At 55.5% G+C, this 24,045-nt stretch carries 21 protein-coding genes; 12 read left to right on the top strand and 9 right to left on the bottom strand.

Features of this window, described 5'->3' with window-relative positions:
* Window positions 1-96: 96 nt before the first annotated feature.
* Window positions 97-2,016, top strand: a complete 1,920-nt coding sequence (gene htpG, locus TPANIC_RS04845; RefSeq protein WP_010882428.1) for a molecular chaperone HtpG — start codon at window positions 97-99, stop codon at window positions 2,014-2,016.
* A gap of 23 nt (window positions 2,017-2,039) precedes the next feature.
* Here the strand turns inward: htpG and TPANIC_RS05635 are convergent, their stop codons facing one another.
* The 8 genes from TPANIC_RS05635 to TPANIC_RS04805 form a co-directional block, all read right to left on the bottom strand.
* Window positions 2,040-2,318, bottom strand: coding sequence for a hypothetical protein (locus TPANIC_RS05635; RefSeq protein ID WP_235214054.1), 279 nt, complete (start codon window positions 2,316-2,318; stop codon window positions 2,040-2,042).
* Between the two features lie 427 nt (window positions 2,319-2,745).
* Window positions 2,746-3,372 carry a rhomboid family intramembrane serine protease gene (locus TPANIC_RS04835; protein WP_010882426.1) on the bottom strand — a complete coding sequence of 209 codons (627 nt, stop codon included), beginning with the start codon at window positions 3,370-3,372 and terminating at the stop codon, window positions 2,746-2,748.
* Window positions 3,373-3,387: 15 nt separating this feature from the next.
* Window positions 3,388-4,431 (bottom strand): diguanylate cyclase DgcA, encoded by a 1,044-nt coding sequence (gene dgcA / locus TPANIC_RS04830; protein WP_014505666.1) that lies wholly within the window; start codon window positions 4,429-4,431, stop codon window positions 3,388-3,390.
* A 179-nt stretch (window positions 4,432-4,610) separates the two neighbouring features.
* Window positions 4,611-5,633, bottom strand: a complete 1,023-nt coding sequence (dusB, locus tag TPANIC_RS04825; RefSeq protein WP_010882424.1) for a tRNA dihydrouridine synthase DusB — start codon at window positions 5,631-5,633, stop codon at window positions 4,611-4,613.
* 7 nt (window positions 5,634-5,640) lie between these two features.
* Entirely contained in the window at window positions 5,641-6,414 is a 774-nt protein-coding gene (locus tag TPANIC_RS04820; RefSeq protein ID WP_010882423.1) for a TatD family hydrolase, read from the bottom strand.
* 169 nt (window positions 6,415-6,583) lie between these two features.
* Complete coding sequence (lspA, locus tag TPANIC_RS04815) at window positions 6,584-7,177, bottom strand: signal peptidase II (protein ID WP_010882422.1); 594 nt, start codon at window positions 7,175-7,177, stop codon at window positions 6,584-6,586.
* Window positions 7,174-8,034, bottom strand: coding sequence for a Nif3-like dinuclear metal center hexameric protein (locus TPANIC_RS04810; protein ID WP_010882421.1), 861 nt, complete (start codon window positions 8,032-8,034; stop codon window positions 7,174-7,176). Before TPANIC_RS04810 ends, lspA begins: the two co-directional genes overlap by 4 nt.
* Entirely contained in the window at window positions 8,021-9,400 is a 1,380-nt protein-coding gene (locus TPANIC_RS04805; protein ID WP_010882420.1) for a hypothetical protein, read from the bottom strand. The genes TPANIC_RS04810 and TPANIC_RS04805 overlap by 14 nt, the downstream gene beginning before the upstream one ends.
* A 46-nt stretch (window positions 9,401-9,446) precedes the next feature.
* Between TPANIC_RS04805 and rsmI the strand changes: the two genes are divergently transcribed.
* Both rsmI and TPANIC_RS04795 read left to right on the top strand, forming a co-directional pair.
* Window positions 9,447-10,271, top strand: a complete 825-nt coding sequence (rsmI, locus tag TPANIC_RS04800) for a 16S rRNA (cytidine(1402)-2'-O)-methyltransferase (RefSeq protein ID WP_010882419.1) — start codon at window positions 9,447-9,449, stop codon at window positions 10,269-10,271.
* A gap of 51 nt (window positions 10,272-10,322) precedes the next feature.
* Entirely contained in the window at window positions 10,323-10,604 is a 282-nt protein-coding gene (locus tag TPANIC_RS04795) for a flagellar biosynthesis anti-sigma factor FlgM (protein ID WP_010882418.1), read from the top strand.
* Window positions 10,605-10,655: 51 nt separating this feature from the next.
* Here TPANIC_RS04795 and pheS read toward each other — a convergent pair whose 3' ends face one another.
* A complete protein-coding gene (pheS, locus tag TPANIC_RS04790; protein WP_010882417.1) occupies window positions 10,656-12,317 on the bottom strand; it encodes a phenylalanine--tRNA ligase subunit alpha in 1,662 nt (553 codons plus the stop codon).
* Between the two features lie 87 nt (window positions 12,318-12,404).
* On the opposite strand from pheS, the gene TPANIC_RS04785 reads away from it, so the two are divergent.
* From TPANIC_RS04785 to TPANIC_RS04745, 9 genes are all read left to right on the top strand, one after another.
* On the top strand, window positions 12,405-13,751 hold the full coding sequence (locus TPANIC_RS04785; RefSeq protein WP_010882416.1) for an FTR1 family iron permease: 1,347 nt from the start codon (window positions 12,405-12,407) through the stop codon (window positions 13,749-13,751).
* Between the two features lie 155 nt (window positions 13,752-13,906).
* On the top strand, window positions 13,907-14,521 hold the full coding sequence (locus TPANIC_RS04780; RefSeq protein WP_010882415.1) for an iron transporter: 615 nt from the start codon (window positions 13,907-13,909) through the stop codon (window positions 14,519-14,521).
* A 134-nt stretch (window positions 14,522-14,655) separates the two neighbouring features.
* The gene (locus tag TPANIC_RS04775; RefSeq protein WP_010882413.1) at window positions 14,656-16,275 is read left to right on the top strand and encodes a hypothetical protein; all 1,620 of its coding nucleotides are present in this window, start codon (window positions 14,656-14,658) and stop codon (window positions 16,273-16,275) included.
* Window positions 16,272-17,894, top strand: a complete 1,623-nt coding sequence (locus tag TPANIC_RS04770) for a hypothetical protein (protein WP_010882412.1) — start codon at window positions 16,272-16,274, stop codon at window positions 17,892-17,894. The genes TPANIC_RS04775 and TPANIC_RS04770 overlap by 4 nt, the downstream gene beginning before the upstream one ends.
* On the top strand, window positions 17,891-19,444 hold the full coding sequence (locus tag TPANIC_RS04765) for a hypothetical protein (protein WP_010882411.1): 1,554 nt from the start codon (window positions 17,891-17,893) through the stop codon (window positions 19,442-19,444). The genes TPANIC_RS04770 and TPANIC_RS04765 overlap by 4 nt, the downstream gene beginning before the upstream one ends.
* A 46-nt stretch (window positions 19,445-19,490) precedes the next feature.
* Window positions 19,491-21,125: a hypothetical protein gene (locus TPANIC_RS04760; protein ID WP_010882410.1), complete on the top strand. Its 1,635-nt coding sequence runs from the start codon at window positions 19,491-19,493 to the stop codon at window positions 21,123-21,125.
* A gap of 24 nt (window positions 21,126-21,149) precedes the next feature.
* Window positions 21,150-22,112 carry an efflux RND transporter periplasmic adaptor subunit gene (locus TPANIC_RS04755; protein WP_010882409.1) on the top strand — a complete coding sequence of 321 codons (963 nt, stop codon included), beginning with the start codon at window positions 21,150-21,152 and terminating at the stop codon, window positions 22,110-22,112.
* Window positions 22,112-22,819: an ABC transporter ATP-binding protein gene (locus tag TPANIC_RS04750; RefSeq protein ID WP_010882408.1), complete on the top strand. Its 708-nt coding sequence runs from the start codon at window positions 22,112-22,114 to the stop codon at window positions 22,817-22,819. Before TPANIC_RS04755 ends, TPANIC_RS04750 begins: the two co-directional genes overlap by 1 nt.
* Entirely contained in the window at window positions 22,809-24,038 is a 1,230-nt protein-coding gene (locus tag TPANIC_RS04745) for an ABC transporter permease (RefSeq protein WP_010882407.1), read from the top strand. Before TPANIC_RS04750 ends, TPANIC_RS04745 begins: the two co-directional genes overlap by 11 nt.
* The last annotated feature ends 7 nt before the right edge of the window (window positions 24,039-24,045 follow it).

The following is a 24,045-nucleotide window of genomic DNA, read 5'->3' as shown; positions in this document are numbered from 1 at the left end:
TTCCGGTTGGTTTACTGTGCTGCATAGTCTGTGCTACACTTCGCGCGCGGTCTGTGCGCGGCGTAATGGAATCTTTTTTAACCTCTGGGAGGATACATGGCTCAGTACGAGTTTCAAACTGAAGTGAGTCAGCTGCTAACGTTGATTATCCATTCTCTCTATTCCCATAAAGAGATTTTTCTCCGGGAACTTATCTCTAATGCGTCGGATGCGTTAGATAAGTTGAAGTATGAGGCACTTGTTGATGGTACGTACAAGCAGTTGCATTGCGAAGCGCGTATAGACATCGCGTTTGAAGAAGATGCTCAACGGCTTGTTGTGCGTGATACGGGTATTGGCATGAACGCAGAAGATCTGAGGGCCAATCTAGGTACCATTGCGCGATCCGGTACAAAGGCGTTTCTCAGTACGCTGACGCGTGATCAAAAACAGGATTCCAATCTGATAGGCCAGTTTGGCGTAGGGTTTTACTCTGCCTTCATGGTCGCTTCCAAAGTAGAAGTAATCACCAAGAAAGCTGCAGAGAACACCGTGTGGAAGTGGACGTCTGAAGGGCAAAATGCCTATACCTTGGATGAGGTTGATGCGGCTGCCTTCCCAGTACTTGAAGGGGTTGCTGAGGGTAGTGCCGGTACCTGCGTTGTGTTGCACCTGAGCCAGGAAAATTCCGAGTTTGCAACGCGCTGGCGTCTTGAAGAGGTAATTAAGAAGTATTCTGATCATATCGCGTTTCCCATCTATCTGCATTACCTGCAGAAGGAGTACGACAAGGATGGAGCGGTAACGGATACTCAGAAGAAAGTAGATCAAGTCAATGACGCGGGTGCGTTGTGGAAAAGGCCGAAGTCAGAATTGAAGGAGGAGGATTATCATCGTTTCTATCAAACGCTGACTCGCGACAGTACTCCGCCTCTCTTGTACGTACACACGAAGGCAGAGGGTACACAGGAGTACGTCACGCTCTTTTATGTGCCGGCAAAAGCGCCCTTTGACCTTTTTCACGCAGATTATAAGCCGGGGGTAAAGCTCTTCGTTAAGCGCGTTTTCATCACTGATGACGAGAAGGAACTGTTGCCAGTGTATCTGCGTTTTGTCCGCGGTGTAATAGACAGCGAAGATCTGCCCCTGAATGTAAGCCGTGAGATTCTGCAACAAAATAGAGTCCTTGCAGCAATCAAGTCGGCTTCGGTGAAAAAGTTGCTCGGGGAATTTAAGAGACTCGCGGAGTGTGACGGGAAAAAGTACGATGAGTTTATCACGCAGTATAATCGTCCCTTGAAGGAGGGTTTATACAGCGACTACGAGCACCGTGAGCAGCTGCTGGAACTTGTTCGTTTCAGGACTCTAAGTGAGTCTGTTCCAGAAGACGGATGGACGAGCTTCGCCGAATACGTTTCTCGCATGAAACCGGATCAAAAGGCGATATACTACATTGCGGGAAACGACGATCGTGTGCTGCGTCAGTCTCCCCATGCAGAGTCTTATCGTTTGCAGGGTTTTGAAGTGCTCGTTATGTCAGACGACATAGATGGTATCGTGATGCCCTCTGTTTCGAAATACAAGGAGTGGGAGTTAAGGGCAATTAATCGTTTAGGTTCAGAGGAGGAGTTGCGTCCCAACGAAGAAACAGACGCCGCCGCGCAGAGGGAACAGGGTTTTAAGCCGCTACTAGAAAGGTTGACGCACATACTGTCTGATTCGGTGAAGGAAGTTCGTCTTTCAAAACGGCTTTCTGACTCGGTGTCTTGCATTGTTATCGATGAGAATGATCCCACGGTGCAGATGGAGCGCTTGATGCGCGCCACGGGACAAACGCATAAATCAAAGATAAAGCCAATTTTAGAAATTAACGCAAGTCATACGCTGGTACAAAAACTAAAAGAAAGTACGGATGAGGCGTTTGTGGAAGATCTTGCGTTTGTTCTTCTGGATCAAGCCTTGCTCATTGAAGGCATGGACGTAGGTTCGTCGGTTGATTTTGTGAAGCGGGTGAACCGTCTGCTCGCACGCGGGTAGCGGTCAGGACTCGGTGCGTGCTACTAGTATACGCTATAGGGCGTTATCTTTGTGAAGTGGACACTGAGTGAGAGCTCTGCGACAAATTCCCCCGCCTCTACAAAGAGGCGGGGATTGTCTTTAACGTATAGCATTCCTTCTACTTCTTTTGGCTTGTTTTTCTGTGTCTTTCTAACCGTTTTCCGTAGTGCGTCTACAATCGCGCGGTGATATGCATGATATACTCCCTTTAGTTCCTCTTTCCGTTCTCCTCTTCCTCTGCCCTGCGCACGTTGGTACGTTAGGTTTCTGCTCTGTCTCATGTGTGTCGCGTGCCTGGCGTCTAATGAGTACTCTGCACGGCAGTGGATGTAGGGGTACGGCGTCCGTACGTGACGCAGACTTATCTGAGGACTATCGGGCGGTAGGGGGAAAATGGGAGTGAGGGTAAAGTGCTCCATGACGGCGCGCTTCTTTTCTTTTGGCGTATAAGAGAACCGCCACCCATACACAGCACCGCCTAATACGAACGCCCCTAATTCTCGCAAGGTCTGGCGAGGCGGAGTCCTCGGGGACTCCGCCTGCTGGGTCATGACACCCGGCTGGGGCTCGACAAAAGCCCATATGGGAATAGAAATCGTGACATGTCCCGATGTGCTGGGGTCCGTATAAACCTCAGCGTGCACGGCGCGCGTATAACCAAATACGCAGGCTAGCACGACGAAGACATATCTCCCACTGCCTCGACTGTTACGGGACAATGCTCCACACTTTCAATGGTTTGATGCCAAACCGGATACGGATATATCCCCACGCAAAAAGGACACCGAGCAAGTGGGTAAGATGAGAAACATTATCACGAGAGAAAAATAGATCAAAAATTTCAAACAAAATGTATCCTACAATGAGCAGAGGAGCGGGGATAGGAATAACACCCCATAGATAAATGAGCGCAGTGGGGAACATAACCGAAAATAAAAAAAGTATTGCGAAGATGGAGCCCGACGCCCCCAACAGCAGTACGTTCAACCGACCGACACACAGATATGCCGCGCACGCACCCGCACCACAGAGTGTACCGACAAGCAAATAAAACAACAGCATTTCAGAAGATCCCATCTTCTTTTCTATCGTCTGCCCGAAAAACACTAGTCCTAGCATGTTAAAAAGCAAGTGCCACACGCCGCTGTGTACGAACTGATAGGTGAATATTTGCCAATACATACGGTGGTAACGTACGAGTCCTGGCACGAGCGCCAGATATATACCCAGTGATTCAACCAACGACGTGATCACAAACACCGCCCCATTCGCGAGCACAAGGGAAAGGGTCACATTGGTGTACGAGTACCTGAAGGGCTTCCTGATCACACTCATGCCGCCAGTATCGGTTTATTCCTGAGATGAGCACATGTTTTTCTCTGAGATGACGACTTTGTTTCTGCCATTTTGTTTGGCTTGATACAGCGCACTGTCTGCACGCTTTATCAGTGTTTCGGCGGATTCTTGGTTAGGAAGGTATTCTGCGACGCCTGCAGAAACAGTGACTCGAATTGATACCTCATGGTAGGGGATGGTCAATTGCTCGGTTGCCACGCGAATGCGTTCTGCAACGTGCGCAGCTTCCCGAGACGAGTTGTTGGATAGCATGAGCATAAATTCTTCTCCCCCATAGCGAGAGGCGATGTCGCATGGACGGGTGCAGGATCGAATAATTTCTGCCACATGTTGGAGAACTAGATCGCCACACAGATGACCGTGCGTGTCGTTGATCTGTTTGAAAAAGTCGATATCAAGCATGAGAACAGATACGGTCTCTTGTGTACTGAGTGTATCGAGCTTCGCGGTGAGCATGGCAAAGAAGTAGTGTTTGAGCTTCATCTGGGTCATCATGTCAGTGGTAGCTTGCTCAAGCAGTAACGCATTGTTGATGGCAATAGCAGCAAGCTGTGCAATATCCATGATGATGCTCTGATCGTAGGGAGTGTAGGCTTCGTGTACGTTGATTTTCTTGCCTAAAAGGATAAGACCAACAAGGTGGTCCTTTGCTCTTAGTGGAACAAAGAGCGAAGGTTGCAAGTCAAGGAGCGAACGTACGCTCTTTGAGGGGGCGAGCGCGCTCTGTACCTCTTCGGGAGAAAGACAACAGGCCTTTTCGTCCAGAAGTCTGAGAATAGGGTCCTCTTCCGAGATTATCAGCTGTGCATGGTGGGAAACGTCAAAGCCGCACACATTGCGGCTCAAAGACAATTTTTTCATACCGGCGTTTTTCTTGGTGAAAAGCGCTGCCCCCAGCGTCTTGGTCTGGGCCATCGCGACGTAGAGGATGGCTTCTACCAGGTGAGTAAACTCAAGGAGAGAATTCAAACTCTTAGAAATCTCTAGGAGCTGCTTGAGGTCATAGATTCGCTTTTCTTTAGAAACACATTCTTTCACCAGGATTCCCTGCCACCGCGGATGCACGATTCTGGCACAGGAACCGGCTTTGTACAAGTTGCACGCAGGACAGATATAGTCACGCTTTCTATCGAGGGAGCTGCGCGTCCTGTAGGACAAAGTAAGTTGGGGTACGCCGGAAGCGTACGTTTTTCACGCGGTTTGAAAAGCCGTGCAACTTATAAACCAATACATGGACACGCGTCACGAATGACTGCTGCAAAGTCTGCGAAGGAAGACGCATGCACCGCGCGCTGACACCATTGCGTTTTACCCCGCTCACCCTTTGCATACGAAACAAAACGCTTGCGCATCTGCTTGCAGGCTGAGCTTTCTCCCACGTCTTGTGCCAGAAGGTGAAGCTCGCGCCAGGCTGCGCGTAGCTTTTGCTCAAACGTCACGGGCGTGTAGTATCCTTCAGTTAAAAGCTGACGGGTTTGTCTGAAAATAAACGGGTTGCCCATAGCACCGCGGGCAAACATAACCCCCGCGCATGCGGTGTGTTCTAACATTGCCCGTGCGTCTTCAGGCGCATGCAGATCCCCTGAGCCGAACACGGGAACCTCTCCCCACCCACGCGCGCACTGCACGAGGTCTGCGATTATGTCCCAGTTTGCCTCTCCCGCGTAACACTGCGCGCAGGTGCGCGGGTGCAACGCAAGCGCTTGTGCTCCTGCGTCTACTGCCGCACGCGCAGCTTCCTTCCATGTCAGGTGTGCCTCTTCCCACCCAGCACGAATTTTTACTGTCACTGGGATACGCGCGTCTTGCGCGTACACAGCATCGGCGACCGCCTTTACCACTTCATAGAGGCGCGTCGGTTCTCGGGTGAGTGCGGCTCCGGCTCCTGTTTTAGTGATTTTAGGCATAGGACATCCCGCGTTGATGTCGATACAGGACGGCTGCGCGCTATCGACGATTAGTTTTGCCGTCTCTGCCATTACTGCAGGATTAGAACCAAAAATCTGGATAGCGTAATGCGTCTCATTTGACGCGCGCCGAATCAAACGTTTGGTATTGAGTGAATCGCGCACCATCGCCTCAGACGAAACCATTTCGGTGTAGGTGAAGCTTGCTTCCCATTCAATGGCAATTGAACGAAACGCACTGTCAGAATAGCCTGCAACGGGAGCAAAAAACACATTCCCCTTGAGAGACAACGGGCCAATAGAAACCGGATGATATAAGGCGTGTTGTTGCATCTGCTGCTCACTCAGGAAGGTGAAAACACGCACAGCTGTTTTTCCACAGCTGGTCGGCAAGCTCAAGCATGTCCATATCAAGGAGCTCAGCCATGAACTCCACGGTTTCAACTGTGTGCGCCGGTCGGTTGCGCTTGTTGCGGTACGTGGCGGGGGACATAAACGGGCTTTCGGATTCCACTAGAATTCGGTCAAGCGGGAGGGCCAATACAGTCTCATGGAGATTTCGTGCATTCCGGTAAGTTAAATTCCCCGCGAAAGAAAAGTACACAGGTAAATCCAGCGCCATACGTGCGTACTCTGCGTCCTCAGAATAACAGTGGAACACACCGCCTTGGTCGGGAATGCGCTCGCTGAGGATGTCCAGGATATCCTGGCCCGCACCACGGTTGTGGATGATAACTGGTTTTTTTGCCTTTGAAGCAATATCCAATTGAGTGATAAAAAGCCCAATCTGGGAGCGTTTATCACCGTACTTTTTACAGTAGTCCAATCCGGTCTCGCCTAAGGCAACTACCTGAGGGAGTTGTAGGCTTTTTTGAATAGTATCTATCCAATCCTTCCCCGGGGCCATGACCTCAGAAGGGGAGACACCTACGGCGTGATAGACAGAGGGTGAGAACTGGAGCGTCTCGTATACGGCGGCAAAGTCATGAAGGCTGTTGCAAATACTCATGATGCGGGTGACAGAAGCTCGTCGTGCCTCTTGTACTACCCGCAGCCGCTCTACGGGATCTGGGTGAATAAGACCGATGTGGGCGTGAGTATCGAAGATCTGCATGGGCTAATATCCTGAGTGCTGTGAGGCGCTCGCGCGTACCGCCCTGGTACGCCGGAAGCGCAACGCGCGGCACACACGCGCGGTATTTGCGGAGAACAAAGCAACCATTGCGGGCACAGGGGCACGCGAACTAGAACGGCCGACGCGGACATGCGCGCACGGCCCAGCTCTACGTGCGAAAAACGCCCCCCGTCTCATTGCAGGAGGGTTGGGAGCTGATCTCTTTTTCTTGTTTTATGAACGAAATGATCAAGAGCAAACCACAGGTCATGATGACCGCATCTGCAATGTTAAAAGCGGGCCAGCGCTCAAAGCCAAAGATGCCAAAGAACTTTACGTCGATAAAGTCGAGCACCCCGTTTGGCCTCAGGAAGCGATCGATTAAGTTCCCTATCCCTCCCCCGATAATCCCTGACACGGCCCAGCGCTGAACAGGACAGAAGGCGTCAGTGCGAAAATAGGAGAAAACAATAAGGAACATAATGATTAGCGGCACGATACCGAGCACGAGCGTACGCAGAACCTGATTTAGCTGATGGCCAATGCTGAAAGCGGCGCCAACATTGTACACGTGAACAATTCTCACGAAATCACCGAGCACGCGAACGCCCGAGGTGTTTGTAGGCACATAAGCACCCACCAACAATTTAGCGCACTGATCCAGAACAACAACTAATCCAGCGGCAAAAAGCGGGATCCACTTTTCTTTCTGTATCCGTGTGAGTTTCATTGTATCCACCCTTAACGGGCGCGAGCGTATCACATCCCCGTGGGAATGTCTAGAAAAAGCGTTTCTATGCCTGTATCCCGTTGCAGCTTGCGCGCCACCAGCTGCAACCCTACGGTTTCTGTTTGGTAGTGTCCCCCTGCGATTACCGAGATAGAGTGCTCGCGCGCGGTGTGATAGCAAGAATGTTCAATCTCCCCGGTAATAAACAGGTCCAGATCTAACGCGATAGCCTCCGCAAGGTACGTGCCTGCTTTGCCCGACAGTATACCCACGCGCTCGATACGCTGTTTCCCAAACGGTAACAGGCGCACGGGTTGCTCTTCTGCGGGGAAGAGGCGATGTACTACTTGTTGGAGAGATAGCCCGGCACTCGGCGATATTGCATTCGCATGCGTCACGCGGTGGGTATCGGGTGCTGTGCACGCTGCATGCTGCTGCATTGCCTCCTGAGAGGGGGTGGTGTTTTCTGCCACCGTCCCCCAGAGTCCTACGGCAGTTCCACGGATAAAACCGAAAGGACCACCTTGCCTAAGACCGACTCGCGCAGCAAGGCCCGCATTGTTACCGTACTGCGGGTGTGCATCGAGTGGTAGGTGCACTGCGTACAGCGCTATGTCGTGCGTCAGGAGCGCCTGTACGCGTCGGTATTGCATACCGGTAAGCGGCTCTATGCGTCCCCAAAAAAGACCGTGATGGACAAAGAGCATGCGTGCACCGGCGCGGGCGGCTGCGTCGATAGACTGTGCACACGCATCCACTGCAAAGGCAACCTTGTGCACGGGGGCACCGCTATTTGCTACCTGCAGGCCGTTGAGAGCGACATCACAGGAGACGAACGGTCCAAAGTTCAAAAAACTACGAAAGTACGCATCTAACTCACGTGCGGTCATAGGTCCCTCCCGCATGGACAGTGTGATGAGATAGCGCTTGCGCGTGCGGAAGGACAGGTTCTGATAGATGCAGCTGGGCGCGTATCCACTGGTCTACCTGCGTAGCACGTGCCTGAAGGCGCGTTCTGTGGCGGTCCCGAGGGAGCCCTGCAAGGTAAGCGGCCAGTATATCGGTGGATGCGAGCTCTGCCCACGCTGCCTCTGCTGCGTGAACATACTGTCGATACACAGCTGGTAGTGTCCGGCTGGCGCCACGGACAGCAGACGCAACGCCCGCTGTGTCGACGGGGGGAGGTGCGCCCTGCACGGCAGGAGCATGGTGTGGTCCGCGCGCTGCAGAGTCAGGAAGGACAAAAAAGACACCGGCGCATGCATGTGGCTGTTGTTGCAGAAAACGGCTGAGCATCACCTCATGGGCACTTTCTGCGTACACGAATGTGGGCGCGTGCCTGCAAAGCGCAAAGAGCGCGGGAAATAATGCAGGTACATGAGCGTCTTCAAAGGTGGCAGCGTCGATAGTGTTCGCCCGACGGGAAACGTATGGGGTCGGTACATCGAATGGTACCCCGCGCAGTGCACTAGAGAGCAACACAACGCCCGGGGAAGTGCGCATAGGAGCAGCAAGAGAAGCGGCGCTGTACGAAGGGGAGTACGCATCCTGGTAAGGAACAAATACGGTATAGCCACGTTCGGCAAGCATCAGTTCCAGCGTTTCAGGGTGTGCCCGGTGCGCAGACTGCGGGGTATTTTTTAGAACAACCACGTTCACGCCGACTGGGTTTTGTTTCGGGTGCGCGCGCGACTGCGGGTTTTCGGAAGGGTGTGGCGCAGACGGGTTATCCAGATGAGATGTTTCGTAGGGATTGGCCAGGGAGAGCAGGAGCCCTGCGTTCACCTTCGTGTTACCTAGCCGAAGGGAAAAGGAACTGCGCACTACGCTACGGCTGGGCCGATAACCGGGCTCCGGGGCACAGAGGCAGACAATCACAAGCGTGAAAACACCTGCAACGAGGAGCAGGACCCGCGCAATACGTGCTCCTGCACTGTACAGGTCATTGGGAATTCCCTGGCTGAAGGCGACAAGGCGCGGCAACTCCGTGAGACACACCACTGAACTTGAGACTAGACTCAAGGTAAGGTCCAACGTCAGACCCTGTCCGAGGACTGTCAGTGCACCGACACTCAGTGCAAGCACTGGCAGCAGGGGGATAGCGCTTATCTTTCTGCTTTGTCGGCTGAAGGGGCGAAGAAGCGCCGGCAGACTCAAACCGAGGATGAGTAGCTCGCTGACAAGCAAATCTGACACGGCCTCCGTCTCGGTTGACTCGGTTGTACGCTTTACCAAGTTTTTCTGAGTGAGCACCACCTGTTTCCTTGTTGCGCAAGGGAACAGGTGGTGGTAGGTTTGCGCGGTGGGTACCTTGTACGTGGTAGCAACGCCGATTGGAAACTTGGCAGACATCACCCTCCGTGCCTTAGATGTATTGCGAACGGTGGATGTAGTTGCCTGTGAAGACACGCGTAGGACGCGTGCGCTCCTGTCTCATTTTGGGATCCATAAGCGTCTTGTTTCCTGTCGTGCACACAATGAGGCGCAGGCGGCGCGTCGACTCATCCATTTTTTGAGCACCCCTATTTCTGCTTTTCTCTCTCCAGAGAAGGGGAGGGGCAGGCAGAGCGCGCGGCGCACGCGTGCACGTCCGGGTGAGACGGTAGGGACAGCTGCGCTGCAGCTCGCTGCAGAAGCAACGGGGGAACAGGAAGTGTGTGGATCGCCGCACGCACAGGTAGCCTATGTTAGCGATGCAGGTACGCCGGGGGTCAGTGATCCGGGAGCGGTTTTAGTGCGCGCGGTGCGGGATGCTGGGCACACGGTGGTACCGATTCCCGGTGCTTCTGCACTGACTACTTTGCTGAGTGTTGCAGGCGTGCGAGACAAGACCGTGCTATTCGAGGGGTTCCTTTCACCTCACCCGGGTCGTAGGCGTGCGCGCCTGGTGCAATTGTGCGCGCAGCGTGTAGCTTTTGTTCTGTACGAGAGTCCCTACCGGGTTCAAAAGCTTCTAGAGGATCTGGTGGCGGTGGCGCCGGAGTCGCAGGTGGTGCTGGGTCGGGAATTGACCAAGGTGCATGAGGAGCTCTGTGTGGGGACTGCCTTGCGCGTCATGGAGAGCTTCTGTGCGCGGACGCGCGTGCGGGGGGAATGCGTGTTGCTGGTTTCTGCAGAAAAATTTTAGATCTTTATTTTTCTTACAAATTTCCGATAATGGGGCGGGGGTGGGGCTCTTGTGATGATCGATAAGCTAAGTGGACTTGATCCGGTTCAGAACCTTCGCGCCTCTTGTGCGTCTGAGCATGTGGCGCGTGCTCCAGCCGGCGATGAGATTACTGTCTCTGCGGAAGCCCAGAAAAAGGCTGAGTTGTACTTGGCCCTGGAGGCGGTACGTTCTGCGCCTGATGTGCGTGAATACAAAATAGCAGCTGCGGAGCAGAAGCTTGCAGACCCTGCGTATCTGGAGCGGGCGCTGTCCCACGTGGTGGAGCGCTTCCTGGAGGAGCAGAATTTATAAGCCTGTAGGCAGGCTTTTTAGGTCCGGGTGAGGGCGTACGGGCTGTTGTGTTTATACCCTCAGGCGGACGCTCTCGATGTCTGGGCTGAACAGTTCTCGCACGTCTGAGATACCGAGCGCCAGGAGCGCCATGCGGTCTACTCCTAGTCCCCAGGCCATGACGGGGACGTGCACGCCGAGCGGGTCGGTCACTTCTGGGCGCAGGAGACCTGCTCCTCCCAGTTCGAACCAGCCGAGTGCGGGGTGGAGTGCGTGTAGCTCGATAGAGGGCTCCGTGAACGGAAAGTACCCGCCCACGTAGCGTACCTCCTGTGCACCGGCGATTTCTGTTGCGAGGATTTTGAGCATGCCTAGAAGGGTACAGACGTTCACATCCGTACCCAGTACGATTCCTTCTGTTTGGTAGAAATCTGCAAGGTGCGTCGCATCCACTTGGTCGTGACGGAAGCAGCGTGCGATCCCAAAATACTTACCCGGTATGTGGGCGGTTGGCAGGTGGCGCGCTGAAAGTGCTGTTCCTTGGCTGCGTAATAGCAGTCGGCGGGTAAAATCCCGATCGAACGAGTAGCGCCAGCCGAGGCTCCCGCTATCTGCTCCGCGTTCATGCGTCGCCGCAACGCGGGAGAGGAACGGCTCTGGGATTGTAGGTGCGTGCGTTGGGTGTTTGAGGTAATACACATCATGAATGTCCCGTGCAGGATGGAACTGTGGCATGAACAGCGCGTCCGCGTTCCAGAAGTCTGTTTCCACCAGTGGCCCGTCAAATTCCTGAAAGCCAAGTGCCACCAGACGATCTTTGATGTGTTCGAGGAAATCTGCGTAGGCATTAGATCGGCCGGGGATGATGCGGGCAGGGGGAATGTGAACGTTGTAGCGGCGTAGATGTTGTGTCTTCCACGCGCCACTTTTTAGGCACTCGACGGTGAGTGCACCTATCTCGTTTCCGGTAAGCCCTGCGGTATGCAGCGCCTCCTGCACGGCACGGGCGGTGGGGGTAAAGGTGAACGTTACCCTCTCGCGTACACTGACTTTGAAGAGGCTGTCGCTTGCGCCCCGCTTTTTTGCTATGCGTTCCATTACACGTCGCTCATCATCAGAGAGCTCAGATTCAAAGAGGGTGCCTGGAGGAGTGTCCGAGGCCTCTGACGGGGAAGCGACGCGTGCAGCGGCGCGCTGAAGCAAGGTGCGCGTGAGGGACATGCGATCACTTACGTGCGGTGAAACGATGTGTATGCGTTTTTCACCGTCCATACGGAGGATACCCTCCTGCGCTAGGATACCGAACGCTGAACCTACATCCTTTGGTGCGAGCGTGAGCGCATGGGCAAGCTCAGGGAGACTGAGCCCGTTGCAAAGTGGGGGGCGAGGGTGTAGGTGCTCGGCTGCATCTGCAATAGCGGTAAGGGAAGGGGGGGAAGACAAGAAGGTGAGCATACGCTCCTCTGCAGTACCGTCGCTAGCGGCAGCATAGCCGCAGGGGGTGAGTTCAAAGGACCGCATCTGTTCCCGCTGGTGCTCTTCGATGATTCGCTTTGCCCGAAGCCAGGAAAACGCTTGGTTTGCGTGTCCTTCCTTAAAGCCTAGCCGGGAGATGAGCAACGAAGTCGAAAGGATCTCATCCATTGCGCAGTTCTTGAGGACTTTGATCTCAAGGGGATGCAGCTTGTGCACAAGCGTGTTCAGATCGGCTTTACCTGTCATGCGCGGCATCATAACGTATTTTCGCGCCGTTTAGATGTAGGCTGTTTCTCAATTTTTCGTTCTGCATCAGGGTACATCTGCCGTAGTGTGGAGAAATAGATGGAACGATCCTGGGAGGGTATTGACAGAGGTGTGCCCGTCTATGGTATGGGTTGCACCATGGTTGCTCCTGGGATGCCCGCAGCTTTTGCTCGCTCGGTGGTTCGCGCGTCTGCGTGGGTGGGTGTGGCGCTTATGTGCGTTGCGTGGTCGGTCTCCGCCGCGGAGGGCACGCGGTCGGGTGGGCAGGCTCAGGAACGCTTAAGTTCCTGGCGCCAGGTTGTGCAGCGCATGGAGGTACATCTACGTGCGGCGTACACCTTTTTTGAGAGTGGGGATAGTGATCGCGCCTATGAGCAGATAGATAAGGCGTACTTTCGCTACTATGAGGCGAAGGGCATGGAGAAGATCACCATGGGGTATCTGTCCGGTGCGCGTAAGGCGGCGGTGGAGAACGCGTTTTTCGCGTATCGGCGTTCGGTGCGGGGTGCGCGTGATTTGGCGGGCGTTGCCTTCTGCAGGGACAAGCTGGTTACCATGTTGTATGAGGACGCGCGTGCGCTGGATGGGGTTGCGCGTGGTCGGGCGGGCTTTGCGGCGCATATCGCCACGTTTGTTGCCTCGTGCGTGTTGGTGCTGCGCGAGGGAATTGAGGCAATTTTGGTTATCGCAGCGATTGTTGCGTATCTGGTGAAGACTGGTAAGGAGCGGTGCTGCGCTGCGGTGTATGCGGGAGCGGGCGCGGGTGTTCTGTTCAGTGTCGTGCTTGCGGTGATGATAGTCCGGGTGTTGGGTTCGGAAGGTGGTGCGGCGCAGGAGATTATCGAGGGTGTTGGTATGTTCTTCGCAGCGGCGATGCTCTTTTACGTGAGTAACTGGATGTTGTCCAAGGCGAGGGCATGTGCTTGGGATCGCTATATCCGTCAGAAAGTTGAGCGGTCGGTGTCTCGGGGTAATCAGTGGGCGCTCGTGGCCACTGCCTTCCTCGCAGTGGCGCGGGAAGGGGCGGAGCTTATTCTTTTCTTTCGAGGCATCCCAGTTGCGGGGCCATATGGGCGGCTGGCTGTGTGGGCAGCGGTTACTGTTTCTGCCTTGGTTCTGGTGGGTGTGTTCGTGGCGATCCGTTTTCTGTCAGTGCGACTTCCGTTGAGGCCTTTTTTTGTTGCCACGGGCGCGGTGATGTACTTGCTATGTTTCTCTTTCGTGGGTAAGGGTGTCAGCGAGCTGCAGGAGGCAGGTGTGGTCAGTCGAAGTACGGCACCGTGGATGCATGGGTGGAGTTTTGATTTTCTGGGCATCTACCCGACCTATGAGGGTCTGGCCCCTCAAGCGTTTGTGGTGGCGTTGGTGGTGCTTTCGGCGGTATGGTGGTGTGGTGGTCTCTGCCGTGGCGCATCCAGCACGTAGGCTTGGGACGGCTGTGTCGCGTCCTACTGGGGCCGGGTGTGTGCTGCGCCGTGGAGATTTCCATTTGTTTTTCTATAATGGTGAGGAAAAGAAGCGCTGGACGGGAGAAGGCGTTTTGAAAAGGAGGGGCGCGTGACGCCCCAGGGGAGTGAAGAATGAAGAGGGTGAGTTTGCTCGGGAGCGCAGCCATTTTTGCGTTGGTTTTTTCCGCGTGCGGGGGCGGTGGAGAGCATCAGCACGGTGAGGAGATGATGGCCGCCGTTCCTGCTCCAGATGCAGAGGGGGCGGCCGGTTTTGATGAGTTTCCTATAGGCGAGGATCGGGATGTGGGGCCCTTGCATGTGGGAGGGGTGTATTTTCAGCCGGTTGAGATGCATCCGGCTCCAGGAGCACAGCCGTCGAAGGAAGAGGCGGACTGTCACATAGAAGCGGATATCCACGCAAATGAGGCGGGTAAAGATTTAGGGTATGGAGTCGGGGATTTTGTGCCGTATCTCCGAGTTGTTGCTTTCCTCCAGAAGCATGGCTCTGAGAAGGTGCAAAAGGTGATGTTTGCGCCCATGAACGCAGGGGACGGTCCGCATTATGGGGCGAACGTGAAGTTTGAAGAGGGGCTTGGTACGTACAAGGTACGTTTCGAGATCGCTGCACCCTCGCATGATGAGTACTCGCTACATATTGATGAGCAAACTGGGGTTTCCGGAAGGTTCTGGAGCGAGCCATTAGTTGCAGAGTGGGATGATTTTGAATGGAAGGGGCCTCAGTGGTAGGGACGTTCAGAAGGTCCGAGGGTGCGCGCGCATAAGGGCGTTCTTTGTTCAGTAAGACAGGCGGGTAGTGCAGTGCGTGGCGCTGCTCGCCGGGTCCGTTTTGAGGGTGTGGGTTTTGACACGCAGTTATTTTTTTGAAAGTTCTCCTGCGCGTTCTTCTGTCTCCGTGGGGTTGTGCGGTGTACAGAACGGGGGGGGGTGTCGTGAGTGCGGGTATGAAAGTCTTGGTGTACGCGGTGGCGCTGGGGTTCGGGTGCGGGGGTGTGGTGCACATGCGGGAGGGGGACACCTACCAACAACTCCTCGAGCACCGCATTGCAAATGGTCGGGAGTTTTCGCGGGTGTTTGCGCAGGCACAGGTTGACGAAGCTGAGCACAATGAAGTTCGGACAAAGACGGCGGGAAGTGTGCAAATTGGCACGGGAGACGTGCTCTTCAACAAGAAGAATGGCAATGGTGCTAACGGCTACAAGGTGGAGATGGCGCCGCATTTGAGTATTGCGTCCCCCTTTATAGGAAATTCTCGGCTGAATCTTGTTGCCCCCCGCAAGCTTGACGGTGTCACAAGTACCTCCACCGTGTCGGTGGATTACACTACCGATTTTTACTCCTCCGTTCGTCCAACATACCTGAACTCCCTCAAGGAAAAGACATATCAGAAGGAGAAGAGCGGTTCGGCGCTGCGTGATGGGCGCAGGCTAGTGGAACGGGAGTTTTTGCAGGAAGTACAGCGTCTGTACGGTAGTTACGCGGACCAGGTGCGCGCAAGTTTGGAGTTGGTGCGCGCGCGGTTGCGTTTTGAGTCAGTAAAGAGACAGGGATATCAAGAGGATTCGGCGTATTTTCAGAGCGCACAGCTTGCACAGGTGCGGGCGGAACGCGCCCGGGCACAGGCCAGGCAGCGCTTTGACCTTGAGTACACGCGGTTTGCAGCGCGCAACGGGGTGGCCTACGAGGACGATGAGCGCGACGGTTTTTTACACGATTTGGCGGTTGCAGTGCCGCTTGAGCCGGCGATGGCGGTGACTCAGTGCGCAGGGGAGCGGGGGCGCGAGTATTGTGATGCGCAGGACCGCTGCGAGCGCGTCATTGCCCAGCGAGGTACAGATTACTCCCCCTTTCGCACAAGCGCGCGCGTGTACTTTACCGATGGGGAAGAAAACAAGCAATTAACTAACGGCATGGCGCCAGCTGCTCCTAGCACTACGAGCACGTATGGGGGCACGTTCAACATGGCGTTTCCCGGCGGGGATTCCAGTTTTACCGTGCAGAATAGTAAAGGGCTGGCGGGGATCCTAGCGAATTTTGAGTGGAGCCCGATACGCACGCGCTATCGCTCGCTGGACTACACGGCAGAGCGCGCAGAGCGTGTCTTTGACGAAGTTGAGCTTCAGGCAAAGGGTGATCGGTCGAATAAGTTGTTCGGTGCTATAGACGCGCAGGGGGACTCAGTGCTGGTGCTGCGCGGGGTGGATTTGCAGACACTGGATAACGCGCGCAAGAAGGCACGGTTGCAGAAAGAACGCTTGGAACGTGGTATCATCGGAAGGCTGGAGTACGAGGCAGCGCGTTCGGAGTATCTTCTGGCGCTTGCTTCTGTGGCAGAGGCAAAGGCGCGGGCGATTATTTTTAACACCGACCTTGCGTGTGCCTACGGGGTGGGTGCGGACGCCGCCGCCGCTCAGTTGACCCAAGAGGAAATGGTGGTCTCTGAGAAAAAGGATGCTGAAGAAAAGAAAGAGAGGTCTTCGTGAGCGTAAGTTATCGTGGCCCGAGGTGGTCTTCGTTCGTCCACGTGTCGCAGCATTCGTGTAGGTTCGTAGCTCCTACGTGCGCTGAGGGTGCTCAGGGGTGCTCTGAGTTTGGGGCGTTCCCTGTTTTTGAGGAAAGGGGAATGTGCGCGGCGCGGCGTATGCGCAGGGCGGCAATTGCCGCGTGCTGTGTGTTCGCGCGCGGTGCGGCGGCCAATCCGTACCAGCAGCTATTGCGCCACCGCCTGGAAGCGTTGCGGCCGGGTGCCCGCGCGCAAATAGAGTTTGATGTGGCGCACTGTGGGTATGAGAAGGCGCGCTTGCGCTCAGCAGGTACGTACGTGTTGGGCAGTGAGCTTGAAATCAGAGGACACTCGGCGGGGGATTTTGGGCTCCCTCGCTTTGGAATAAAGCCCATTATCGGCGTGAGAAGTCCGCGCTACAATAACCTGGTCGTGTCCATCGACACCGCAAGGGTAACTAGCATAGGGAATATATCCCGGATAAACGCGGATATAGGGGTGGATTTGTATTCTAACGTGCGGGGGCGCGAGCTCATTCGTATGCGTCGTGCAGAGCACGAAGAAAAGGCGGCGCAGAACGGTGAACGAATTAAATCGCCGTCGGTGGAGCTAGCGCTCATCGATGAGCTGGAAGTGCTTTTTACCCGCGCGCAGTCGCTCGTGCGGCGAGAGTTTCATATGGGGGATGCGCGTTTGGTGCACCTGCGCACGCGTGCGGCAGGTTTTTCTGAGCACTCTGAAAAGGCCCGGCGCGTCCGTTTGGCGTACGACCGCACACAGCGTGAGTTTGAACAAGAAGAGCGCCTGTTTGCGCAGGTGTGTGATCCCTTCGCTGCCGTCTGCGCAGTGGGCGGAGGGGATGAAGCGCGGAGAGACTTTTTGCTGCAGCTTGCAGAGGCGGTGCCGCGCGAGGTACCGCTCTCGCTCGTTTCCTTGCATGCTACAGATGCGCACAGCCTTGCGGCGGCGCAGGAGATGGCACTGCTTGAACGCGCCGCGCAGCGATCGGAGCGTGATTTGTACGCTGTGCGGGTGGGCGCTGTTGTGAGCATGGGTACACGGAAGACTTTCATTCTGTTTAAGGGAGACGGAACCGAGTCGCTTGAAGGTTCCGGGACGGTGGCGCTGCATATGCCCAGCGTGAACGCGCAGGTAGAGGTAAAGGTGCCCTACGCGGAGAGGGGTAAGCATTCCCGTGACAAGGTGGGAGTGTACGGGAAGTCGCAGTGGAATCCGCTTGAAATTGCCTATAAGGTGTTCGAAAGACGGGAGGAGCGGGCGCAAGAGCAAGAACAGGAGCAGTATTGTGAAGATTCCCTGGCGCGTGAAACGCGGAAGATGGAGGGGTTAGAGGTGCAGGGCAAACAGCTTTTTGCAGCACAAGAAACCGCCTTGCGCACGCGCGAGGCGCTGCGTTTAGATCTTGCCAAGGTGGAGCGCGCCGCGGCGCGCGGGGTAGTGGGAGGAAATCGCCTCGCGCGTGCGCGGTGTGAGTATGCCGTGGCGCAGCTGCGTGCGGCGTGCGCGAAGTTGCATATGTTGCGTTTTAATCTGGGAGTGGTACGCGCATTTGGCCTGGTGCCACAGGTGGCGCCGTGAGCGGTCCGCGGGGTGGTTCGTATGGCAAGCGCCGGGCGGCCGTGCGTGTGTTCGCCGGAAGCGTGCTGTGGCATCATGCAGTGTTGGGTGGGATGGGCGGCGCTGCGCTCACCGCCAGCGAGTTAACGCCCGGCGCACCGCCGGCGGCAAGCGCCCGGGCGGCCGCGCAAGAAACGGGAACCGACCTCTACCAGCGCGTGGTGCGCTATCGGCTGCAGCGCAGTACGGCGGCGGCGCAGGCTGTCCGACGGCAGACGATAACACAGAGCCAGTACGATAAGCAGCGGCTTGATTCCTTGGTGCGCCTTTCTATCGCAGCCGGGGACATTGCGTGGAACGCCGATGGGGTAAAGTTTCGCATTACGCCCAAGGCGTCGGTGGCATTCCCTTCTTTTTATAACCTGACCACCCATTTTGGTATGACGGTAACGCAGCCGAACGGTGCCGCCGGGGGAGGAGGGGGAGGAGGGGGAGGAGGCGACTGGCAAAAGACGCTCGACGCGGGGGCAGGCATTGATTTGTACTCGTCGGTGCGTCGCAGCCATGTGTTTGCGGTGAACACCAAGTACGAGGCACTGCGTGATGCGCAAGAAGCGCTCGCCTGTGAGCCGCACGTAAGTGAGAAGCAGGTGCTCGAGGACATGCGCCGGATGTTGGATTCCTACGTGCAGCTGTTGCACGCGCAGGAGTCGTTTGCGCAAAAGCAGAACGCAGAGCGATCAGTGCAGGTGGCTGGATACACGGACCGCTCCATTGTGTACCGCGCAGCAGCGCTCGAGCGGGAGCGGGCACAGGACGCGCTCAAGGTGGCGCAAGACGCGTTTGACGGAGAGTACCGGGATTTTATCATCTCTGCTGGTCAGGAATTTTTAGAAAAACGTGCGGATCAGGAGCGCTTTCTGCTCGCGCTGGCTGAAAGCGTTCCTGAAATGCCGCTGGTGTCCACCGAGCACTGCGAGGCAGATACGTCCCGCCCTCTGCGCAACGCGCGTGAGGCAGCAGATAACGAGCGCGAGGAACGGGCGGTACAGAACTTTCCCGTGGCGCTTCGTCTTGACACCCGCTTTACCCTAGATGAAGGAACCGGGGAGCTTTCCGTTGCGTTTCCAAGCGTCAAAATAACCAGCGCCCTGGCCATAGGTTACACCGGTACGCTCAAAAGCATTGGCGGGTCTCTGGACTGGCATCCGTTTGAAATCCGGTACGCGCATTTGCGAGGAAAAAATCAGCGCCTGCACGATGCGTTAGGGGCACGGGAGTATGCACAGAAAAAGGAGCAGCAGGAGAAAGTAATCGCAGACCTCCCACAGCGTGCAGAGGATATCCTCTGGGAGCGTGAAACTGCACGCGCAGAGCGGGACACGTACGCAGAAAGCGCCCGCGCGCACAGGAAAGGACTTGATCGGGGAGTTATCGGCGCGCGTGGCTACGCGGCAGTACATTTGGACTACGTACGGGCGGTTATCAATTTGGCGAAGGCGAATGTAGACGCGCTCATTTTTAACATCGACGCGCGCGTAGATTTTCTTTCTTCTGGAACCCAAACATGAACATGGGGAGTCTGGTATCTTATGCTGCAATCCAACGGGGGGTAAGGTGATCGCACGCAGGATGCTTTGCGCGCGCCCGTGGGGGCCGTCGTGCGTGGTGTGCGCTCTGTGTGGGGCGCTTGCCGCCTTGGTGCCAGCAGTCGGTGCGCAGGAACAGGCAGTGCCTGCGCCGGGGACGCCGGCTCCTCCCGCACACACGGCTTCAGAAGCGGTGCCTCCTGCGCCAGAGCCCCGTGCGGAAGGGGAGCAGCCGTCTCCTCTTGTCCCCACGGCTCTGCCGGTCCCTGGAGGGGCAGTGGCTGCACGCGCAGCGCCCGGCACAGTCGGTCCGCGGCTGTGGGAGCAGCTGCTGCAGTGGCGCGTGCAGCACGGTGACGAACACCAGGCGCCGCAAATGGCCTACGAAATTGCCGCGAACAATTACGACATTGCGTTGGTAAAGTCCATCGTGGATCTGAGGATGGGGACTGGACACATACACCACAACCTGAATGGGAACGGGGCCGGGGGTATGGCAAACGGTACGCCGACGCTTTCTCCCTACGTGCATCTTTTTTTTCCGACCTATCAGAATTTGAGTTTAAAAGCGGATATTGCGATCAAGACCAACACCCCTTCGGCAGACGTGACCGCGCTCTTTGGTATGGATCTGTACTCCAAGGTGCGGCGGCAGCATCAGCTGCAGGTGCGGCGTGCGCGCAATAGCATGCTTGACGCGTTTGCGGCGCACCTGCGGGGGCAGCACGCTGCGCGGGAAGCGTTCCTGGCTGAGCTCGATGAGCTGCTAAGCGCATACAGCACGCTGCTTGAAGCACAGGTAACCGAGCAGGAGTGCACGCGCCTAGTGCGCACGATGCGCATACAGCGCTACCAAGCGCATTCGGTAAAGTTGCGCTCCGCAACGCTCAAGCACGCACGCGCAGAGAGAGTTGCCCGTCGTGCGCGCAAGACGTTCACCGCCCTGTATCAGGATTTTGTGCGCAAGTGCGGGGCCTTTGAAGGAAATGATCCGGAAACATTCATGCTCCATCTTGCGCAGGTAGTTCCGCAGGAGCCCGTATCTTCTACCGCACTGCTTTCAGTGGAAAATGACTGGGAGTTTCTTAAGAACAGGGAAGATTTGGAAACTCAGGCTGAAGCGCGTGCAGTGGATGCTATCTCGTACGGGTTTAATGTGGAGTCTGGGGTGGGGTCTGAGGGTAAGTCATTGAAGAGAATATTGGCAAATGTCAGAATGGACTTTCCCGGCGGTGGCTTTTGGCTTGGATTGAACTTACCGTACCCGCAGTGGTCCCGTGTGGAGGTAAAATTTCGGCTCACGTGGGACCCGCTTTCCATTAAGTATCAGGAGCTTTCACGGCAGACACTGCAGCTTCATGAGCGGCTCAGTGCGCTTAAGCTTCAAGACGCGTACGAAGCTTCTGAGCGTAAGGTGCTTGGCCTGCGCCACACCGCCGAGTCGCTCGGCTGGGAACAAGAGGCGGCACTCACCGAACTGAATATTCTCAGGCGGAGTGCGCAAACGCACCAGAAGTGGCTGGAAAGAGGAGCTATCGGCGCGCATCAGCACGCCCGGGCCCAGCACGCGTACCTACAGGCGCTCATCACGTTGGCCAAGATCAACATTAAAATACTAAAGTTTAACCTTGAAACTGCGTCTTCGTTCAGACCAGTACTCTAAAGAATACCCCAAGAAGGAAGTTGTATGACCACAGCACAGAAACTCCTACACAGAAAATCGACCATCGCCATGGTGGTCGGAATTCTCGCCTTCTTATTTGTTCTTCCCCGCTTGGTGCGGGCGCTGCGTCGGGTTCCGCCGCCTACCCTCAGTGTGAGTAAGGAGGTGGTGCTCAATAGGATTGAGATTTCGGGGTACATCGAAGCGGCTCAGCACCAAAAGCTTGAGTCCCCTGGTGAGGGAATCGTGCGCACCGTACGGGTGCAAGAGGGAGATACGGTGAAGAAGGGGCAACTCCTCTTTTCGCTTGAAAACTCTCACCAGCAGCTTGACCTTGCCGAGCATGAGTTTGCAATCGAACAAGAAGAAATTAACGGTGTTTCTAAAAAAATGGAGATCATGAAGCTAAAGAGAAATATGCTCCAAAAAAGACTGAGGGAACGCTACGTCACTGCCCAGTTTGATGGCGTTGTTGCCGCTTTTAAGCTCTCTCCCGGACAGTACGCGAAACCTCAAGATTACTTTGGCACTCTCATCGATCGCTCTTACTTCAAGGCAAATGTCGAGATTCCTGAGGTGGACGCTTCGCGCCTCAAGGTAGGGCAGCGCGTTGAAATTTCTTTTCCCGCAGAACCAAGCGTGAAAGCGGTGGGGAGTGTCACTTCCTATCCGTCCATCGCGCGCGTTACCAGTGTCGGGCGCACCGTGGTTGACGCCTCCATCAGGATCGATGAATTGCCAGAAATACTGCCGGGTTATTCCTTCAGCGGGGCAATTGTTGCCGGGGAGCAGGAGGAAATTTTAGTCCTGAAGCAAGACGGCCTCCGGTACGAGAAGGGTGCTCCGTTCGTGGACCGAGTGCTCCCCAGCGGTAAGATAAAGTCTGTGCCGGTTACGGTGGAGCCGTATGTTCCTGGCTTTGTCAAAATAATTTCTGGGCTGGGGGCGGGGGACCGCGTCAAAGACCAAAGTGCAGCGAGGAAATAGTGACTCCCGTTGTTCGCGTCTGTAACGTAAGTAAGGTGTTCCCCATGGGGGATGCGGTTGTCCATGCGTTACGCGGCGTTTCCTTTGAAATTGCCCCGGCGGAGTTTGTTTCTATCCTTGGTCCTTCGGGTTCTGGCAAAAGTACCTGCATGCACATGATAGGGTGCCTCGATCGTCCCTCATCAGGCAGCGTGTTCATTGCAGGGGAAAACACCGCCTGCATGAGCGAACGTGCACTTGCACACCTGCGCAATAGGACGGTGGGTTTTGTCTTTCAGCAATATTTTTTGCTCCCAACGCTTACCGTCTTAGAGAATGTGATGCTCCCGCTTCGCTACCAGGGAGTTGAGTATTTTGCGCGTAGGCGTCGCGCTGAAGACGAGCTCGCCAAGGTTGGCCTGAGCGATCGGCTCGCTCATCGGCCCAGCGAGCTATCAGGAGGGCAAAAGCAGCGCGTTGCGATCGCGCGCGCGCTGGTCACGCGGCCGAAAATTATCGTTGCAGACGAACCTACCGGTGCCCTTGATTCAGAAACAGGTCGCTCTGTGCTCGACTTGTTTATCGAAATTAATAAAAAAGGTACCGCGGTTATCATTGTCACGCATGATCAGGGAGTAGGAGCTCTGGCTTCTCGCTCTCTCACGCTTAAAGATGGCAAGATAGTAGGAGATCACGTGCGGGGTCACGGGGGAGCCGATGGTGGGTGAGGATTTTTTGTATGCACTCCACACCTTTAATGCGCGCAGGGGACGTACTGTTCTTTCGCTTCTCGGTATTGTAGTCGGTATCACTTCTGTGGTGGTTGTGGCAACGTTGGGGAGCTCGCTGGGAGCGAGCGTGGAAAAGTTGTTCGAGGAAGACAATAACAACATAATATCTGTTGCGCCCGTAGCCGCGCACGACGATGGGGTGCCGCGCGGGCAGCTTGTGCTCACCGAGCACGTCCGCCACCATCTTAAAGAGCGCGTGGCAGGAGTGCAGGGGTTTTTTTATCTGAATTATTTGCAGGCTTCTGCGAGTCGGCGGAGCTTGCACGCGGGAGCCGTCAGTGTGTTGGGGGTGGAACACGGTTGGCTTGCCGCCTCCGGTCTTACGGTTTCCTATGGCTCTGACGTAAGCGTTATTGGTTACGCTGTGGGCACGCACAGCGTTATTCTTGGTAAACAAACGGCGGAGGGGCTTTTCCCTGAGGGGAATGCGGTGGGAAAGACCATAACGCTCTACGTGCCTATTGGCCGAAACAAGGTCTTGCCGATGGTCGTGCGCGTTGCTGCAGTGCTCAAAGAAAAGGATGATTTTAGTTTCTCCTCCGCAGCGCAGGTGCTTATTCCACGGAGTGTGCTGACAAGAGAGTTCTCTCGGCGTATTGCCGATGCAATGGATTTGAAAGTATACGATTCTGGATCGATCGCGCATGTTGAGGACAAAGTTAAGTCAGTGCTAACCAATCTGACCGGTAACGAGAAGGCCTTTGAAGTTTCTTCCCTCCATCTTATCGTTGAACAGATGCGGAGTTTTCTCCGGGCAATGAATATGGTCTTGACGGGCATCGCAGCTATTTCACTGATTGTCGGTGGCATCGGTATTATGAACATCATGCTGGTGACGGTCGCCGAACGACGCCAGGAGATTGGGTTGCGGAAGGCACTGGGTGCTTCGCGCATGCACGTGCTTCATCAGTTTTTGGTAGAATCGGCCACGTTAACGTTCGTAGGTGGTTTGTGCGGCGTTGTGCTTGGCCTTTTACTGAGCGTGATTGTTATCGCCGGATTGAATGCGTTTGATTTTCAAATGACGTTTTCTCCTAGCGTAGTCGGCATGTTTATTGCCTTTGCAGGGTCAGTAGTTATTGGGGTGTGTTTTGGGTCGTATCCAGCATTCCAAGCCGCGGGTCTTGACCCAATCCAGTCTTTGGAAGACCGCTAGGCGATGT

It is taken from the genome of Treponema pallidum subsp. pallidum str. Nichols, assembly GCF_000410535.2.
Taxonomy (GTDB): domain Bacteria; phylum Spirochaetota; class Spirochaetia; order Treponematales; family Treponemataceae; genus Treponema; species Treponema pallidum.
The sequence above is the reverse complement of the archived record's forward strand: the minus strand, read 5'-3'. Positions and strand labels throughout refer to the sequence as shown.